Annotated in this window: 16 protein-coding genes and 1 pseudogene; 11 read left to right on the top strand and 6 right to left on the bottom strand. The window is 65.0% G+C overall.

The annotated features are described in order from the left end of the window. Positions 1-46: 46 nt before the first annotated feature. On the bottom strand, positions 47-1111 hold the full coding sequence (locus Q0030_RS21910; protein WP_298371587.1) for an amidohydrolase family protein: 1065 nt from the start codon (positions 1109-1111) through the stop codon (positions 47-49). 275 nt (positions 1112-1386) lie between these two features. On the opposite strand from Q0030_RS21910, the gene Q0030_RS21915 reads away from it, so the two are divergent. Beyond that, positions 1387-1866, top strand: a complete 480-nt coding sequence (locus Q0030_RS21915; protein WP_298371589.1) for a hypothetical protein — start codon at positions 1387-1389, stop codon at positions 1864-1866. A 7-nt stretch (positions 1867-1873) separates the two neighbouring features. Here the strand turns inward: Q0030_RS21915 and Q0030_RS21920 are convergent, their stop codons facing one another. Next, on the bottom strand, positions 1874-2584 hold the full coding sequence (locus Q0030_RS21920) for a DJ-1/PfpI family protein (RefSeq protein ID WP_298371591.1): 711 nt from the start codon (positions 2582-2584) through the stop codon (positions 1874-1876). A 75-nt stretch (positions 2585-2659) separates the two neighbouring features. On the opposite strand from Q0030_RS21920, the pseudogene Q0030_RS21925 reads away from it, so the two are divergent. Beyond that, a pseudogene (locus tag Q0030_RS21925) lies at positions 2660-3655 on the top strand (DJ-1/PfpI family protein). Positions 3656-3914: 259 nt separating this feature from the next. On the opposite strand, the gene Q0030_RS21930 reads toward Q0030_RS21925, so the two are convergent. Both Q0030_RS21930 and Q0030_RS21935 read right to left on the bottom strand, forming a co-directional pair. After that, positions 3915-4463, bottom strand: a complete 549-nt coding sequence (locus Q0030_RS21930) for a carboxymuconolactone decarboxylase family protein (RefSeq protein WP_298371593.1) — start codon at positions 4461-4463, stop codon at positions 3915-3917. A gap of 192 nt (positions 4464-4655) precedes the next feature. Further along, positions 4656-5573, bottom strand: a complete 918-nt coding sequence (locus Q0030_RS21935) for a LysR family transcriptional regulator (protein WP_298371595.1) — start codon at positions 5571-5573, stop codon at positions 4656-4658. Between the two features lie 113 nt (positions 5574-5686). Between Q0030_RS21935 and Q0030_RS21940 the strand changes: the two genes are divergently transcribed. The 3 genes from Q0030_RS21940 to rnk all read left to right on the top strand — a co-directional run bounded on the left by Q0030_RS21940 (position 5687) and on the right by rnk (position 7482). Next, complete coding sequence (locus Q0030_RS21940; protein WP_298371596.1) at positions 5687-6253, top strand: chromate transporter; 567 nt, start codon at positions 5687-5689, stop codon at positions 6251-6253. Further along, entirely contained in the window at positions 6250-6780 is a 531-nt protein-coding gene (locus Q0030_RS21945) for a chromate transporter (RefSeq protein WP_298371597.1), read from the top strand. The genes Q0030_RS21940 and Q0030_RS21945 overlap by 4 nt, the downstream gene beginning before the upstream one ends. Before the next feature lie 282 nt (positions 6781-7062). Further along, positions 7063-7482: a nucleoside diphosphate kinase regulator gene (gene rnk / locus Q0030_RS21950; RefSeq protein WP_298371598.1), complete on the top strand. Its 420-nt coding sequence runs from the start codon at positions 7063-7065 to the stop codon at positions 7480-7482. A 4-nt stretch (positions 7483-7486) separates the two neighbouring features. Here the strand turns inward: rnk and Q0030_RS21955 are convergent, their stop codons facing one another. Together Q0030_RS21955 and Q0030_RS21960 are read right to left on the bottom strand one after the other, a co-directional pair. Then, positions 7487-7681: a hypothetical protein gene (locus Q0030_RS21955; protein WP_163162778.1), complete on the bottom strand. Its 195-nt coding sequence runs from the start codon at positions 7679-7681 to the stop codon at positions 7487-7489. Positions 7682-7823: 142 nt separating this feature from the next. Beyond that, positions 7824-8888 (bottom strand): hypothetical protein, encoded by a 1065-nt coding sequence (locus Q0030_RS21960; RefSeq protein WP_298371602.1) that lies wholly within the window; start codon positions 8886-8888, stop codon positions 7824-7826. A gap of 121 nt (positions 8889-9009) precedes the next feature. On the opposite strand from Q0030_RS21960, the gene Q0030_RS21965 reads away from it, so the two are divergent. From Q0030_RS21965 to Q0030_RS21990, 6 genes are all read left to right on the top strand, one after another. Next, a complete protein-coding gene (locus tag Q0030_RS21965; protein ID WP_298371603.1) occupies positions 9010-10236 on the top strand; it encodes a TetR family transcriptional regulator in 1227 nt (408 codons plus the stop codon). Between the two features lie 393 nt (positions 10237-10629). After that, positions 10630-11868 carry a branched-chain amino acid ABC transporter substrate-binding protein gene (locus Q0030_RS21970; RefSeq protein ID WP_298371604.1) on the top strand — a complete coding sequence of 413 codons (1239 nt, stop codon included), beginning with the start codon at positions 10630-10632 and terminating at the stop codon, positions 11866-11868. Positions 11869-12003: 135 nt separating this feature from the next. Then, a complete protein-coding gene (locus Q0030_RS21975) occupies positions 12004-12951 on the top strand; it encodes a branched-chain amino acid ABC transporter permease (RefSeq protein ID WP_173638683.1) in 948 nt (315 codons plus the stop codon). Continuing rightward, positions 12948-14240 carry a branched-chain amino acid ABC transporter permease gene (locus Q0030_RS21980; RefSeq protein WP_298371607.1) on the top strand — a complete coding sequence of 431 codons (1293 nt, stop codon included), beginning with the start codon at positions 12948-12950 and terminating at the stop codon, positions 14238-14240. The genes Q0030_RS21975 and Q0030_RS21980 overlap by 4 nt, the downstream gene beginning before the upstream one ends. Next, complete coding sequence (locus Q0030_RS21985; protein WP_028332917.1) at positions 14237-14986, top strand: ABC transporter ATP-binding protein; 750 nt, start codon at positions 14237-14239, stop codon at positions 14984-14986. The genes Q0030_RS21980 and Q0030_RS21985 overlap by 4 nt, the downstream gene beginning before the upstream one ends. Further along, positions 14986-15681, top strand: coding sequence for an ABC transporter ATP-binding protein (locus Q0030_RS21990; RefSeq protein ID WP_229167925.1), 696 nt, complete (start codon positions 14986-14988; stop codon positions 15679-15681). The genes Q0030_RS21985 and Q0030_RS21990 overlap by 1 nt, the downstream gene beginning before the upstream one ends. The last annotated feature ends 22 nt before the right edge of the window (positions 15682-15703 follow it).

The raw sequence follows: 15703 nt of genomic DNA on the forward strand, positions 1-15703 counted from the left end.
TCTATTCGGAAAACCGGTTCCCACTTTTCCGGATCATGCGCGCGAATTACGAGTCCAGCTTCAGGCGTGGAAAGGTTTCCAACGGATTATCTTCGCACATCCGCTTGACGATGCTCGCCGACAGATGCGGCGGGACAGGATCGTCACCGTCGAACTGCCAATGCGGATAGTCGGACGCGAACAGGAACATCTTGTCGGAGCCGATCTGGTCGATGATGTCGGCGACGCCGGTTGCGTCCATCGGCGCATCGAACGGCTGCATGGTAACACGGAAATGGTCGCGGATGATCGCGGCCGGCTCGCGCTCCACCCACGGCACCTCGACGCGGACGCCGCGCCAGGTCTTGTTGGCACGCCACATGAAGGCCGGTAGCCAGCTGACACCCGACTCCATCAACACGACCGTCAATCCCGGATACTTCCCGAACACGCCCTCATAGATCAGGCTCAGCGTCTGCGCCTGGAACGCCTGCGCCTCGGCCAGATAATATTCGTAGCGATAGGACGGCCAGCCGATCGAGCTCGGCGCGCCGCGATAAGCGCTGCCGGCGTGGATCGCAATCGGCAGTTTGTACTTCTCGGCGGCCTGATAGATCGGCCAGTAATGCCGCCGCCCGAGCAGCATCTCGCCCTGCGAGGGCACCAGCACGGAGACGAAGCGATTGTCGCCGGCGCGGCGCTCGATCTCCTCGACCGCAAGGTCCGGCGCCTGGATCGGCACCACGATCGAGGCGCGCAGCCGCGTGTCCCTGGCCAGCCACTCGGCCGCGATCCAGTCGTTGATCGCCTTGCAGAAGTCCGCCGCCATGTAGGGATCGAACACCGCCTGCGCGCCGTAAACGACGTTGCAGATGGCATGGCTGGCGCCGAGCTGGTCGAACGCGCCGCGCTGCACCATGGCGAGATCGCTGCCCGGCTTGCGGCCGTCGGCCGGCCGCCAGTCGGCGCGGCCCGACAGCGGCATCGACGGCGGATAGGAGTTGAGATCCAGCCCGTCGATGGCGCGACTGACGACCTGTTCCTTCCAGTGATCGCTCAGATAAGGCAGCAGCGTGGTGCGCGTTCCCCCCACCGCGGGATGGATGTCGCAGTCGATGCGCGTGGCCGCCATGATGCTCCCTAGATGTTCCGTTCCTCGGACTGATCGTCTTGTCTTGGTTGTTGGCGGCATCGCTGCCGCAAAGCGGACTGTGACGCCGAAGGCGCGATCGTGCAAGCCGGTCCACGCGGGGCCGCCCTGCCCTGTGCGCGCACCGCCCTCACGCGAAGTTGCGGGCTGGCATGTGAACGGCATCACCCATTCAGGTCACAAGGCGTGCTAGCGATTCCGCGCCGCGGAAGGCGAAGATGCAGGAGACGGGAATGAGACTTGGAATGAGACTTGAAATGAGACTTGGCCGATTGACGATCCTCGCATGTTCATTGTCGCTGGCCTCGTCCTCCGCATGGGCTGCGCCCGCGACCACGTCCGGCTCGGTCGCACTTGCGCTCGCCGGCGTCGTGGCGCCCTATTCCTCGCTGCCGGCCAGGGAGAAGAAGGCGGTCGCCGCGTTCTTTGGCGGCGACAGCAATGTCCGCATCACCAGGAAGATCACCGTCACCGCCGACAAGGTCGTCTGCCGCGCCAGCAATGTCGACATCACCTCGCGCTCCTGCGCGCTGACTTTCGGCAGCAGGACCCACACCGTGAAGGGCAGCGGAGCCAACGCGATCTACGCGACCGTGGCGCTCGCCGGCGTTCCCGGCGACGGAGCCGCCGGGACGATCTACGAGGCGCTGTCGAAATTGTCCTGCACGCTCGATCCCGCCGCGATCAAGGACAAGGCCGGCGGCGGCGCCGACTGCAGCTTCGAGCCGGGGAATTAGTCCGGGCTCAAGCTCCCACGACGAGGCCCAGCCTGGCGGCCACGCGGCGTGCGGTTTCCTCCCGCTGCGCCGTGATCGCGCGCACGGCCTCGCGCGTCTGCTGCAGGATCTCCGGTGGCGCGGTTTCCGGCGTGCCGCACTCGAACGGCGGCTCCGGCGCATACGCCATATAGAGCTGGATCGCGCGCGCGGCATCGTCGCCGCGCAATTCAGCCGCGAGCCGCAATGCCCCATCGATGCCTGCCGTGACCCCGGCGGCAAAGACGAAGCTTCCGTCCACCACCACGCGTTGGTTCACGGGCGTAGCGCCGAAGAACGGCAGCAGATGAAACGACGCCCAATGCGTCGTCGCCCTGCGCCCCTTCAGAAGGCCGGCCGCTCCGCAGATCAGCGCGCCCGTGCAAACCGAGAAGATGCGGCACGCCCCCGCCGCCTGCCGGCTGATCCAGCCGAGCACTTCCGCGTCCTCCATCAAGGCTTGCTGACCGAAGCCGCCCGGCACATGCAGCACATCGAGCGGCGGCGCTTCGGCCAGCGTCGCATCCGGGGTCAGCCGCAATCCCTTGATGTCGCGGACGGGCTCGGCGGTCTTGCCGTAGATGCGGTAGGTCGAATTCGGAATCCGCGACAGCACCTCGAACGGCCCGGTCAAATCGATTTGATCGACGCCTTCGAACAGCAGTGATCCGATCCGCAAGTGGACATCGTGAGCAATCATCGAACTTCCCTCAAACTTCGCGTGAACTTTCCCTGCACTATGGACAAAGCGAATCTAGCGCGGCACGTTTCGGCGATGACGCCAACCAGCCCACGTTTCTCGCCAAACGGCCGCCGCCTGATCGAAGTGCTGGCTTATCCGGCGGTGCAGTTGCTCGATGTCACCGGGCCATTGCAGGTGTTCGCATCCGCCAACGCGCTGGCGGCCAGGGCGGGCAACGCCGAACCTTATGAGGTCCGCGTCGTCGCCAAGGACGGGCCCACGATCGAAGCATCGGCCGGTGTCGGGCTCGCGGTGCACCCGCTGCCCGCCGTCAGCACAGCGGTCGACACGCTGGTGATTCCGGGCGGCGACGGCGTCAACGCAGCGGCGGCCGATCGCGTCCTGGTGGACTGGGTGCGCGGACGCGCCCGGCATGCACGCCGCACCGCATCGGTCTGCACCGGCGCGTTCCTGCTCGCCGCATCGGGCGTTCTCGATGGCCGGCGTGCCGCGACGCATTAGCAATTCTGTTCGGAACTCGCCGAGCGCTTTCCCGATGTTCGTGTCGAGTCCGATCCGATCTTCGTGCGCGACGGATCGTTCTGGACGTCGGCCGGCGTCACGTCCGGCATCGATCTCGCGCTGGCACTGTTGGAGGAAGACCTCGGCCGCGCGGCGGCGCTTGCCGTCGCTCGCTATCTCGTGGTGTTCTTCAAGCGGCCGGGCGGACAGGCACAGTTCAGCGAAATCCTGTCGCTGCAAACGACCGACGACAGGTTCGGCGCGCTGCATGACTGGATCAGCGGCCATCTGGCCGACGACCTCTCGCTTTCGACGCTGGCGAAACAGGCCGGCATGAGCGAGCGCAGCTTCAGCCGGCACTACGCCGATGCAACCGGGTTGACGCCGGCACGTGCGATCGAGCGTTTGCGGGTCGAGGGCGCCCGGCACCTGCTCTCGGAGACGCGCCTGCCGGTCAAGCGAATCTCGCAGCGCTGCGGCTTCGGGTCCGAGGAGACCATGCGCCGCAGCTTCCTGCGCGTGCTGTCGACCACACCGCAGGATTACCGCGCCAGGTTTGCGCGCTGAAGCATGATGAAGTTTGGTTGAACTGGCGACGCGAAGACGCTGCCCTCCCTCTCCCGCTTGCGGGGGAGGGTTGGGGTGGGGGTATCACCGCGAATCGCATAGTGGAGAGAGCCCCCACCCGCCGCGCTATGCGCGGCGGCCTCCCCCGCAAGCGGGAGAGGCGAAGCGCGTCTGGGGGTAAGACCAATTCAACCAAAAATCATTATGCTCGAGAACGGAAGCGTACGCCGGCCCATGGCCGGCGCGCAGTGTTTGACACTCAGCCATTCCAGGCATGCGCCTGCAATCCCGCCTCCAGCGGCGGATTGGTCACGCTGCCCGTGTAATTCGTGATGGTCGACGCAGCCACGATGGTGATCACTTCAAGCACGAGGTCCTTGTAGAACCCGGCCGCCAGGAATCGTTCGATCTCCTCATCGTCGAGCCGCCCGCGCTTTTCGATCAGCGACCTTGCCAGCGTCGAAAGCGCGCCGAGAGTTTTGTCGGCAGGCGAGCGGCCGGCACGCATCGCGTCGACATCGGCCGGATCGAGGCCGGCCTGCAAGCCGAGCGCGGAATGCAGTGCGACCGCCCAGGTGCAGCCATTGGTCACCGCATCGGTGAGCAGCACGGTCTGGATCTGCTGCTCGGTGAAGCTGCCGCCGTGAACCTTGTCGAAAATGCCGATGAAGCTCTGGATCAGCACGGGTGACGTCGCCATCGTCGCCGCAAGGTTCGGGATCATGCCAAACCGCGCCCCGACGTCACGCAGGGCGGGCTTCGAGGCTTCCGGGGCGGAGTCGATCGTATGGACCGGAAAACGTGCCATTGAACTGCCTTTCACTGTGGTGATTGAACCCGAGGCCGCCGGACGCAACCGAGCTGTTGCGATCGACGCGCCGGCCTCAGAGTTCGATGGGAGCTATCTAGCCGCGCGGTGGCGTGAGCGTTCGCCAAACTCCCCACATTCCACGCCATCAAGTGGCAGCGCCGGGGGCCGGCTACATCACACGGAACACGATCAAACCCCGGCGCGATCCTTCACCCGCCGCGTCACGATCCCGAGCAGGCGGCCCAGCGTGCCGCCGGCGGGGCCCTTCTTGCGCGCCAGCGCGAGCGGCGCGACGAGGCCCGTGGCGCGGTCGAGGCGGAGATAGGACACGCCTGCGGTCTCCAGCCGCGCCATCGATTCCGGCACGATCGAAATGCCGAGCCCCGCTGCGACGAGGCTGAGCGTCGACACCATCCGCGTCGCCTCCTGCGCCACTTTCGGGCTGAAGCCCGCCGCGCGGCAGGCGGCGATGATGCTGTCGTAAAGGCCCGGCCCGGTCGGACGGCGGTAGAGGATCAGCGGCTCGTCGGCGAGCGAGGCCAGCGAAATCCGCCGGCGCGGGTCCTTGCGGGCGCGTGGATGATGATCGGGCAACGCCACCAGCATCTCCTCGTCGAGCAGATGCGTGATCGTGAGATTCTCCAGCCGCTCGCTCGGCGAGCGCACGAAGGCGGCATCGAGGCGGTCGGCCTCCACCGCCTCGATCAGCTCGCCGGTCGAGGCTTCCTCGAGCGACAACGTGATCGCCGGCGCGCGCTCGCGCATTTCGCGCATCACGCCGGTGACGAAGGGATGGAAGGCGGCCGATGAGGTGAAGCCGATCGCAAGCTGGCCTTCCTGGCCGCGGCTCGCGCGGCGCGCGGCTTCCACGGCGAGCTCGGTATCGCGCAGGATCGCGCGCGCCTTGCCGACGAAGGCCCGGCCAGCGGCGGTCAGCTCGACCCCGCGCGGCTGCCGGCGAAACAGCGGCGCCCCGATCGCGGCCTCCAGCGCGCGGATCTGCTGGCTCAGCGGCGGCTGCTGGATGCCGAGCCGCGCGGCGGCGCGGGTGATATGGCCTTCCTCGGCGACCGCGACGGCATAGCGGAGATGGCGCAGCTCGATCATCAGGACGATCCATATGCAATAGATATGCAAATTCCCGTATCCATATATTGGATATTTGGCACGCGGCCAACTAAAGTGAGCTCAACAAAGAACGAACTGGAGCCGCCCCGCCGATGGACGCCATACCCGCCGCGCAAACCACCAAGCATCACACACCTGATGTCGGCGAGTTGTTCATGGGCTTCTTCATCCTCGGACTGACCGGTTTCGGCGGCGTGCTGCCGCTGGCGCGCCACATGATGGTGGAGAAGCGCGGCTGGCTGACAGGGGCCGAGTTCACCGACCTGCTCGGGCTCTGCCAGTTCCTGCCCGGCGGCAACATCATCAACATGTCGGTGGCGGTCGGGCTGAAGTTCCGCGGCATTCCCGGCGCATTCGCTTCGATCCTCGGCCTGATCGCGGTGCCGACCGCGGCCGTGATCGGCCTCGGCGTGATCTATGGCCGCTTCGCCGACGATCCGGTGGTGCGTCATTTGTTCGGCGGTCTCGCTGCCGCGGCCGCCGGGCTCCTGATCTCCACCGCGATCAAGATCGCCTGGCCGTTGCGGCGCGATGTGCTCGGCCTATTCATCGGCGCGCTCTGCGTACTGGCGATCGCGGTGTTCAGGTTGCCGCTGCTGCCGACCTTGTTGACGCTCGCGCCGCTCAGCATTTTCCTCCGATCGAGGCAGGCGTCATGACGGCAACCCTGGTCACGCTCGCCCTGATCTTCGCCGAGCTCTCGCTGCTCGCCTTCGGTGGCGGCAACACCATACTGCCGGAGATGCAGCGTCAGGTGGTCGACATCCATCACTGGATGACGGCGCAGGAGTTCGGCGCGCTGTTCGCGCTGGCGCAGGCCGCACCGGGACCGAACATGATGGTGGTCCCGCTGGTCGGCTGGCATGTCGCCGGCTTCTCCGGCGTATTGGTGACCTCGCTCGCCAAGTTCGGGCCGTCGTCGCTCGTCACCGGCTTCGCACTGCGGCTCTGGGAACGCTTCAAGGACCGGCCATGGCGCCGCACGGTGCAGGCCGGGCTGGTTCCGGTGACCGCCGGCCTCGTCACCGCCAGCGCCATCGTCATCACCCATTCGTCGACCTCGAGCTGGGGCACAATCCTGATCGCGGCCATGGTCGCGATCGCCACCACCACGACCCGGATCCATCCGCTGCTCGCACTCGCCGCCGGCGCGATGCTCGGCCTCACCGGCATCGGCCAGCCCTGATACGGCGCATGCGCGCTTTCGCCGCAATGGATGCGACGTGATCAGCGGCTATGTTGATGGTGCCATGATCGACACCTTGAGCATCGACACCCGCATCGCGCGCCTCGGTTTGCGCGCTGGACGTCTGCACGCAGGCACTTAGCCGGCCGGCGATCGCGCGCCGTCCGGATTTTCGTCGTCGTCAATTCATAACACTATCAAATCATTCGGCCCGTTGCGTCGCGCCAGACATCCGCGCGCCGGCGTCGCCGTACCTGCGATCAACCGCAAAGATCATCCGACATGACCCGAACCATTCAGAACAACTTTACCGCGGCCGCATTGCCGCCGATCGTGATCACCGCGAGCGAGGCGCATCGCCTCAGCGCGCTGGCCGATTCCAGCATGGCGGTGTTTCCCCGCGTGGCCCAGTTCCTGGCACGCGAGACCGACCGGGCCCGGGTCGTCGCCGACGATTCCGAACTGCCCGACGTGGTCCGCATGGGTGCGCGCGTGCGCTACCGCGACGACGAGACCGGCGACGTCAGGGAAGTCGTGCTGGTGTACCCGCACGAAGCCGACATCGCGCTCCGGCGCATCTCGGTGCTGACGCCGGTCGGCGCCGCGCTGATCGGTTTGTCGGTCGGCCAGACGATCGATTTCCAGACACCGAGCCACCAGACGCGCTCGGTGACGATTTTGGCCGTGAAGCAGCAGAGTTAGCGGCCTACGCCGCTAGATGGCACTGCCCCATCTCGAGACCGTGCCGGCGTCCGCGCGCGATGCCCTCAGCGATCGCCTTCACGACGATCTCAGCGTCGTCGGGGGAAAGATGGTCGAGCGGCTGCCAGGCGCGCATGATGTCGCGCGCGCGATCGAGGTCGCCATAGATTGCAAGGAGAGGAAGCGATTTGATCGGCATGTGCGTGGCTCCCAACTGCAACTGCGCGAGCCTACCTCACCTGGCTAGGCGGAGCCATGCGTTCGGCATCCGCGATTGCGTGCTTTGCTGATCGCCGATGCATGGCGAGGGCGCCTCCTGCCCCCGCCACGAGCGCATTCCGTTACTGGGCGCTCGAGCCGCCCTGCACGATCTTCTCGTTCAGCTTCTGATCGACGGTCTCGACGGTGCGGTCGATCTCGGCGCTCGGCGTGCCGAGCTGGTGCGAGATCAGCTTCACCAGCAGATCGACGCGCTCGATGAAGGGTGCGCCGGCGGCGACCGCGCGGGCCGCCGATGACGGCTTGAGCAGGCTTTCCGCGGCCTTGGCGTATTTCGCGAACGGCACCTGATCCGCAGGATCGGCGCCGAGCTTCCGCGCGATGCCGTCGACATGGTCATAGATCGCCTGCGAGCGGGTCAGATCACTGTGGACGGCGTCGCGGATCGATTGCGGCTCTGATGGTGTGATGCAGCGATAATTGCCGGTCAGCAGCATCGACCATTTCGCCAGCGGCACGAACAACGAATCGAACACCTTCAGCTTCACCGGAACGTCCTGGCCGTCGAGCGTCACCGCGTCGATGTCGGCTTCGAGCTCGCGCAGCACCTTGTTGTGCTTGTCGTCGGCGAAGGCCGAAGCCTTGAAGTTGGTCGGCAGGCCGACATGCAGCACGTTGGCCTTCTCCTCCGGCGGACGGAACGCCTGCGGATCCGGCGAGCACAGCGTGACGAGGCCCGGCTCGAAGCGCTCCCAGACCTGGGCGTTGGTGTAGGCCTCCTCGAGGTCCATGCCGGCGAGCGCGGGGATCCGCTTCAGATACGGCAGCGGCGGCATGTTCATGATCGACAGGCAGGGCAGCTTCGCCGCCGCGATCTTGATCATCAGCACGCGAACCGTGTGGTTGGTGTATTGCGGCTCCTGCATCGCAAGGCCGACCATGTCGTAGCGCGACACGTCGACATCGGCGGGCGTGACGGCGTCGAGCTTGCCCGGCAGGTCACGCGAGAAGATCGAGCGGTGCTCCTTCTCGTCCCGCAGCTTGATGCGCACTTCGGTGCCATCGCGGTTGATCAGGTCGGCGGTGTTCTTGCGGCACACCAGGGACACGTTGTGCCCAGCCATCAGAAGCTTGGTCCCCAGCAGGGAGCCGTAGGAAGCCCCAAGGATCAGAATGTTGCGCGCCATGCTCTCTCCAAAAGCGACTGGTGTATGGTATACCAGCGTCTATCGCAGATCGACAAGCTGCTGCCAAGGGGATTATCTCGCGTGCGGATTTTCGTTCCGCGATCAGGAAGGGCAATCGAGCTTGCAAGTCGCCGCCGACCCGACGGATCGGGCTGAAGAAATCCTCGTCTCAGCCTCCCGGCTGTTTGCCCGCCACTCCTACGCGAACGTGACGATGGAGCAGGTCGCGGCTTCCGTTCAGGCCGTGCCGGGCGCGCTGTACCATTATTTCCGCGACAAGGAAGATCTGATCTTCCACTGCTATCTGCGGGGACTAGCGATCTATCGGCACGAGATCGAAGCGGCGGCCGAGCCCGGTATCGACGGGCTCGAGATCGTCAGGCGCTTTGTGCGCGGCAGGCTGCGGTCCGAAGCCCAGCGCATGATCCTGTTCACCGATATCGATGCGCTTGCTGCGCCCTACAGCAGCGAAGTCCATGCCAAGCGCTGGCAGAATGCCGCATGGCTTGCGGACATTCTGGATCGGGGCGTGGCCGACGGCTCGATCGCCTGCGACGAACCGCTGCTCACGGCGGTGGCGCTGATCTCCATCCTGGACTGGGTGCCGTTCTGGCTGTCCGAACGCGACTACTACACGCGTCAGCAGGCGATCGATGCCATCGATGACATCATCACGCATGGCGTTTACCGGCGCGAGATCGCGGTTCCCGAGATGCCCGAACCGCTCAGCCTCGCACCTTTCCTGGAGTCGCGCGCGGCGTTGAACAAGCGGGCCGCAAAGTTCGACAGGATGCTTTCGATTGCCTCCGACAGCTTCAACCGCAGGGGCGCGTCGGGCACGTCGCTCGAAAGCATCGCCGTGGATGCAGGCATGACCCGCGCCGGCATCTACTATCACTTCAGCGAAAAGGAGAGCCTGTTGCTGGCTTGCCTGCGACGCGGGCTCGCCGGCGAGATCAGCATTCGCGAGCACCTGCAAGAGCACAGCCTCGGGGCATTCGAACACATCGTGCAGAGGATCCGCTTGCTGTTGATGCTGCACGACACGCCCTGCGGCCCGAAGGCGACCTACCACAACATCAACTATCTCAACGACGTCGACCGGAAAGCCTATGTCGGCGAGGTGCTGGCGACGATCCGACAGGACCAGGACAGCTATCAGCGCTGGATCGACGAGGGCCGCTTCCGCCGCATCGATACCTACTTCGCCGAGCGTATTCTGACCGGAATGGGCCACTGGTATCCGATCTGGTTCAAGACCAGGCGCGACTGGTCACCAACAGAGATCGCCGATCATTTCGCGCGGTTGTTTCTCGCAGGCCTCAAGCCGCGCCGGCATCCGGCCTGATCCGTCGCGGTAGCGATCCCGGTTTGCTCCTTCCCCCTGAAAGGGGGAAGGTCGGGATGGAGGTCAACCGCAGGCTATGCTGTCTGCGGAGAGAGCCGATCCCCACCCGCTTCGCTCTGGCGAGCGAAGCGAGCTGCCCTTTTCAAGGGGAGGTTAGAGTCGACGTCAGTTCCAAAAAGTGAGCCAGCGTGCGAGCGCAGGTCTCATCCAAAAGTTTACCTGTAATTCAAAACAGCGACCAATTCCGAAGACATATAGCCTATAACATCATACTACCTTCCGCTAAAACTTGACGCCGTATTCAAAGCGAAAGTTGCGAAGGCGCGGCAATTGGGGTTATGAGACGGCCTCGATCGCTGAAGATCAAGAAACACGAGCAAGGGAGAACGCGCGATGCATAAGCTGATCGTTGCCGCCGCGGCAGCGCTGACGGTGTTGGGAGGCGCGGCGTCCGCGCAGGAAACCATCAAGATCGGCTATATCGATCCGCTCTCCGGCGGCGGCGCCAGCGTTGGCGAAGGCGGCCTGAAGACGTTTCAGTATCTCGCCGACGAATTGAACGCCAAGGGCGGCATCCTCGGCCACAAGGTCGAGATCGTCCCGCTCGACAACAAGACCAATCCGCAGGAAAGCCTGGTGCAGGCGCAGAAGGCGGTCGACGCCGGCATCCACTACATCACCCAGGGCAACGGCTCGTCGGTCGGTGCGGCGCTTGAAGACTTCGTCACCAAGAACAATTCGCGCAACCCCGGCAAGGAAGTGCTCTACTTCAACTACGCCGCGGTCGATCCGAGCATGACCAACGAGAAGTGCAGCTACTGGCATTTCCGCTGGGATGCGAACTCGGACATCAAGATGGCCGCGCTGACCAACTACATGAAGGGCCAGCCGTCCATCAAGAAGGTCTATCTGATCAACATGGACTATTCGTTCGGCCAGTCGGTGCGCTCAGAAGCGCGCAAGATGCTGGGCGAAAAGCGTCCGGATATCCAGATCGTCGGCGACGAATTGCACCCGATGCTCAAGGTCACCGACTTCTCGCCCTACATCGCCAAGATCAAGGCGTCCGGCGCCGACACGGTCGTGACCGGCAACTGGGGACAGGACTTCGCGCTGCTGCTGAAGGCCGCGGCTGACGCCGGCCTCAAGGTCAACTGGTACACCTATTATGCCGGTGGCGCCGGTGGACCGACCGCGATCAAGCAGACCGGCCTCGACCACCAGGTGTTCCAGATCAGCGAGGGCATTCCGAATTCCGGCAACAAGGCGGCGATGGATTTCGAGAAGGACTTCCGCGCCAAGACCGGCATTTCCGTGTGGTATCCGCGCGCCGTCAATGAGATGCGGATGTTCAAGGCCGCCGCCGAGAAAGCCAATTCGATCGATCCGGTGAAAGTTGCAGCCGCACTCGAGGGCATGAAGTTCGAAGTGTTCGACGGCGGCGAGGGCTTCATGCGCAAGGATGACCATCAGTTCTTCCAGCCGATCATCATCTCCTCGTTCGGAACCTTGGCCGACAAGGCCAAGGAGCCGTTCGACGAAGAGAACACCGGCTGGGGTTGGCACCCCGTCTTCAAGATCGACACCGATCAGACGATGCTTCCGACCACCTGCAACATGAAGCGGCCCTGATCGGCCGCTGCAAGGCGCCTCCGCGACCACGGGGTTGCGGAGGCGTTCGTCTTCCGGCAGCGTGACGGCGCCGTAGTTCATTTCACCGACAGGTTATCGATCACGTGAACCCTTCCAGTCTCAAGCGGGTGCGCCGTGGCTGAGCTCATCGTCATCTCGACGCTCAATGGCGTCCTGTTCGGCATGCTGTTGTTTCTGCTGTCCAGCGGGCTCACCGTCATCTTCAGCATGATGGGCGTGCTCAACTTCGCGCATGCGAGCTTCTACATGCTGGGCGCGTTCTTCGGCTTTCAGCTCACCCGCTGGATCGGCTTCTGGCCGGCGCTGGTGATCGCACCGCTCTTGGTCGGCGTGGTCGGCATGGGCGTCGAGCGCTACGGCCTGCGCAACACCCACAAGCACGGCCATGTCGCCGAGCTGCTGCTGACCTTCGGTCTCGCCTTCGCCATCGAGGAAATCGTCTCGATGATCTGGGGCAAGAGCCCGGTCGACTACCGGGTTCCGGCGGCACTCGACTTTCCGGCCTTCACCGTGTTCTCCACCAACTACCCCGCCTACAAGATCTTCATGCTGGTGGTCTCGGTCGTGATCTTCATCGCGCTGCTGGTCACCCTGAAGCGGACGCGGGTCGGCCTCATCGTGCAGGCCGCGCTGACTCATCCGAGCATGGTCGGCCATCTCGGTCACAATGTCGGCCGCGTGTTCATGCTGGTGTTCGGCGTCGGCAGCGCGCTGGCGGGTCTCGCCGGCGTCATCGCCGGCCCCTCGCTGGTGACGCAGTCCGACATGGCCGCGCTGCTCGGCCCGATCCTGTTCGTCGTCATCGTGTTCGGCGGCCTCGGCTCGCTGCCCGGCGCCTTCATCGCTTCGCTCCTGATCGGGCTGATCCAGACTTTTGCGGTCGCGCTCAACGGTTCGCTCGCCAGCGTGTTCGGTCCGCTCGATCCGAGCCTCGGCGCTTCGCCGCTCACCGACATCTGGAACGTCACGATCGCGCAGATCGCGCCGATCCTGCCCTATCTGCTGCTGGTGCTGGTGCTGATCTTCCGCCCCATGGGCCTGTTGGGGACGCGCGAGTCATGACGAACGCTGTGACCCCCGCTCCCGCAATGGCCAAAGAAGAGTCCAGCAGCGCCCTGAGCTTCTATGGCATCTGGCTGGTCGCAGCCGCCGCGCTCGTCGTGCTGCCGCTGATCTTCTCCTCCGGCGGCTCGCTGACCTCGTTCAGCCTGATCGGCATCGCGATCATCTTCGCGCTGTCCTACAACATCCTGCTCGGCCAGACCGGCCTCTTGTCGTTCGGCCACGCCGTGCAGTACGGCCTCGGCGGCTTCCTCGCCGTGCACGCCATGAATGCGGTCGCGAGCCACAACTGGCCGATCCCGCTGCCGGTGATCCCGCTGATGGGCGGCATCGGCGGCATGGCCTTCGCATTGCTGGTCGGCTGGGTCATGACCAAGCGCGCCGGCACCGTGTTTGCGATGATCTCGCTCGGCATCGGCGAACTGGTCGCCTCGTCGTCGCTGATCCTGCGCAGCGTGTTCGGCGGCGAATCCGGCATCACCACCGACCGCACCGCGCTGATGCCGCTGTTCGGCTGGACCTTCGGGCCTCAGATCCAGGTCTACTACCTGATCGCGTTCTGGGTGATGGTCTCGGCGATCGCGATGTACGCGCTGACCCGCACGCCGCTCGGGCGCATCTGCAACGCGGTGCGCGACAATCCGGAGCGCGTCGAGTTCATCGGCTACGATCCGCATGTGGTGCGTTACCTCGCCTACATGTTCGCCGGCTTCTTCGCCGGCATCGCCGGCGGGCTGACCGCGATCAACTTCGAGATCGCCAACTCGGCCTATCTCGGCGCGACGCAGTCGGGCCTCGTGCTGTTCTCCGCGTTCATCGGCGGCACCGCCTATTTCTTCGGTCCGATCCTCGGCGCCATCCTCGTGACCTATCTGCAGCTCGGTCTGACCAACGTCACCTCGGTCTGGCAGCTCTATTTCGGCATCATCTTCATCGCCATCGTGATGTACGCGCCGGGCGGCATCGCCGGCATCTTGATGAAGCACCGTCCGCTGATCCGCGCCGGCACGCTTCGTTCCGTGATCCCGTCCTATCTGGTCGCGGCGATCCCGACGCTGGCGCTGGCGCTCGGCATCATCCTGACCATCGAAACCGTCGCACGCTTCTCCGGTGGCGATGTGATCAATCTGCTCGGCATTCCCTTCGTCGCAACCGCGCCGACGACCTGGGCGGCTGCCGCCGTTCTCGTGGTCGGCGGCTTCCTGGTCGCGCGCATCACCTGGCGGCGCATCGCGGAAGCCTGGGATCGCGCCGCGACGGTGGCCCGTGATCGGGGGTATCTCGCATGACCGCGGCCATCCAAGTCAACGCCGTCGAGAAGAGCTTCGGCAATGTCGCCATCATCCGCGATCTCAATTTGAGCGTCGCCAAGGGCGAGCGTCACGCCATCATCGGCCCTAACGGCGCCGGCAAGTCGACGACGTTCAACCTGATCAGCGGCCACATCAAGCCGACCTCGGGCGAGATCCGGCTGAACGGCGAAGTCACCTCGGGCCTGCGGCCGTTCGAGATCAACCGGCGCGGCCTGTCGCGCTCGTTCCAGGTCACCAACGTGTTCGCCCGCATGACGGTGTGGGAGAACGTCCGCTGCGCCGTGCTGTGGGCGACCGGCCACCGCTACGCGTTCTGGAAGAACGTCGACAACCTGCCCGAGGTGAAGCAGCGCACCGCGCAGATCCTCGACGACATCCATCTCAGCCATCGCCGCGACGTGCCGGCGGGCCTCTTGACCTATGCCGAGCAGCGCGAGCTCGAGATCGGCATCACGATTGCGGGCGGCGCCAGCGTCATCATGCTGGACGAGCCGACCGCGGGCATGAGCCACGCCGAGACCGAGCGCGCCGTCGCGTTGATCCGCCGCCTCACCGAAGGCCGCACGCTCGTGATCGTCGAGCACGACATGAGCGTGGTGTTCGGCCTCGCCGACCGCATCTCGGTGCTGGTCTACGGCCACATCATCGCCTCCGGCACCCCGGAGGAGATCCGCGGCAATCCGAAGGTCAAGGAAGCCTATCTCGGCGAGGAGGTCGACTGATGCTCGAGGTCAGGAATCTCCACGCCTATTACGGCAAGAGCCACATCCTGCAGGGTGTCGATCTCGACATCGCTGCCGGCGAGGTCGTGAGCCTGCTCGGGCGCAACGGCGTCGGCCGCTCGACCACCGTCAAGGCGATCATGGGCGAGGTGCCGCCACAGGGCACCATCCGTTTCAAGGGCAAGGACATCGCGGGCCTGCCGAGCCACAAGATCGCCCGCCTCGGGCTCGGCTACGTGCCCGAGCATCGCGACATCTTCCCAAGCCTGACGGTTCGCCAGAACCTGATCCTCGGCATCAAGGACCCGCGCCGTCCCGGCAAGTGGCGGCTGCAGGAGATGCTCGACATGTTTCCGAACCTCGCCCGCCGCGCCGACACGCCGGCCGGCGTACTCTCGGGCGGCGAGAAGCAGATGCTGACCACCTGCCGCACGCTGCTCGGCGATCCTGAATTGATGATGATCGACGAGCCGACCGAAGGTCTGGCACCGCTGATCGTGCAGCAGGTCGGCGAGCTGATCGCGCGGATCGCCAAGGCCGGCGTCGCCATCCTCCTCGTCGAGCAGAAGCTCTCGATCGCGATGAAGATATCGAACCGGGTCTACATCATGGGCCACGGCCGCGTCGTGTTCGAAGGCACCCCCGAGCAGTTGAAGGCGAATGCCGCCATTCGCGAGGAATGGCTGGAGGTTTGAGGCGGGACGGCGGGCCGCGTGT

Source organism: uncultured Bradyrhizobium sp. (assembly GCF_947648125.1).
Lineage (GTDB): Bacteria > Pseudomonadota > Alphaproteobacteria > Rhizobiales > Xanthobacteraceae > Bradyrhizobium.

Bases quoted from the DNA above. Each gene is read 5' to 3' on its own strand.
- Q0030_RS21955 (WP_163162778.1), bottom strand. From the start codon at position 7,681: ATGCCGATCAAATCGCTTCCTCTCCTTGCAATCTATGGCGACCTCGAT.
- Q0030_RS21945 (WP_298371597.1), top strand. From the start codon at position 6,250: ATGACGGCAACCCTGGTCACGCTCGCCCTGATCTTCGCCGAGCTCTCG.
- rnk (WP_298371598.1), top strand. From the start codon at position 7,063: ATGACCCGAACCATTCAGAACAACTTTACCGCGGCCGCATTGCCGCCG.
- Q0030_RS21990 (WP_229167925.1), top strand. From the start codon at position 14,986: ATGCTCGAGGTCAGGAATCTCCACGCCTATTACGGCAAGAGCCACATC.
- Q0030_RS21980 (WP_298371607.1), top strand. From the start codon at position 12,948: ATGACGAACGCTGTGACCCCCGCTCCCGCAATGGCCAAAGAAGAGTCC.
- Q0030_RS21940 (WP_298371596.1), top strand. From the start codon at position 5,687: ATGGACGCCATACCCGCCGCGCAAACCACCAAGCATCACACACCTGAT.
- Q0030_RS21915 (WP_298371589.1), top strand. From the start codon at position 1,387: ATGAGACTTGGCCGATTGACGATCCTCGCATGTTCATTGTCGCTGGCC.
- Q0030_RS21970 (WP_298371604.1), top strand. From the start codon at position 10,630: ATGCATAAGCTGATCGTTGCCGCCGCGGCAGCGCTGACGGTGTTGGGA.
- Q0030_RS21960 (WP_298371602.1), bottom strand. From the start codon at position 8,888: ATGGCGCGCAACATTCTGATCCTTGGGGCTTCCTACGGCTCCCTGCTG.
- Q0030_RS21920 (WP_298371591.1), bottom strand. From the start codon at position 2,584: ATGATTGCTCACGATGTCCACTTGCGGATCGGATCACTGCTGTTCGAA.
- Q0030_RS21985 (WP_028332917.1), top strand. From the start codon at position 14,237: ATGACCGCGGCCATCCAAGTCAACGCCGTCGAGAAGAGCTTCGGCAAT.
- Q0030_RS21930 (WP_298371593.1), bottom strand. From the start codon at position 4,463: ATGGCACGTTTTCCGGTCCATACGATCGACTCCGCCCCGGAAGCCTCG.
- Q0030_RS21910 (WP_298371587.1), bottom strand. From the start codon at position 1,111: ATGGCGGCCACGCGCATCGACTGCGACATCCATCCCGCGGTGGGGGGA.
- Q0030_RS21935 (WP_298371595.1), bottom strand. From the start codon at position 5,573: ATGATCGAGCTGCGCCATCTCCGCTATGCCGTCGCGGTCGCCGAGGAA.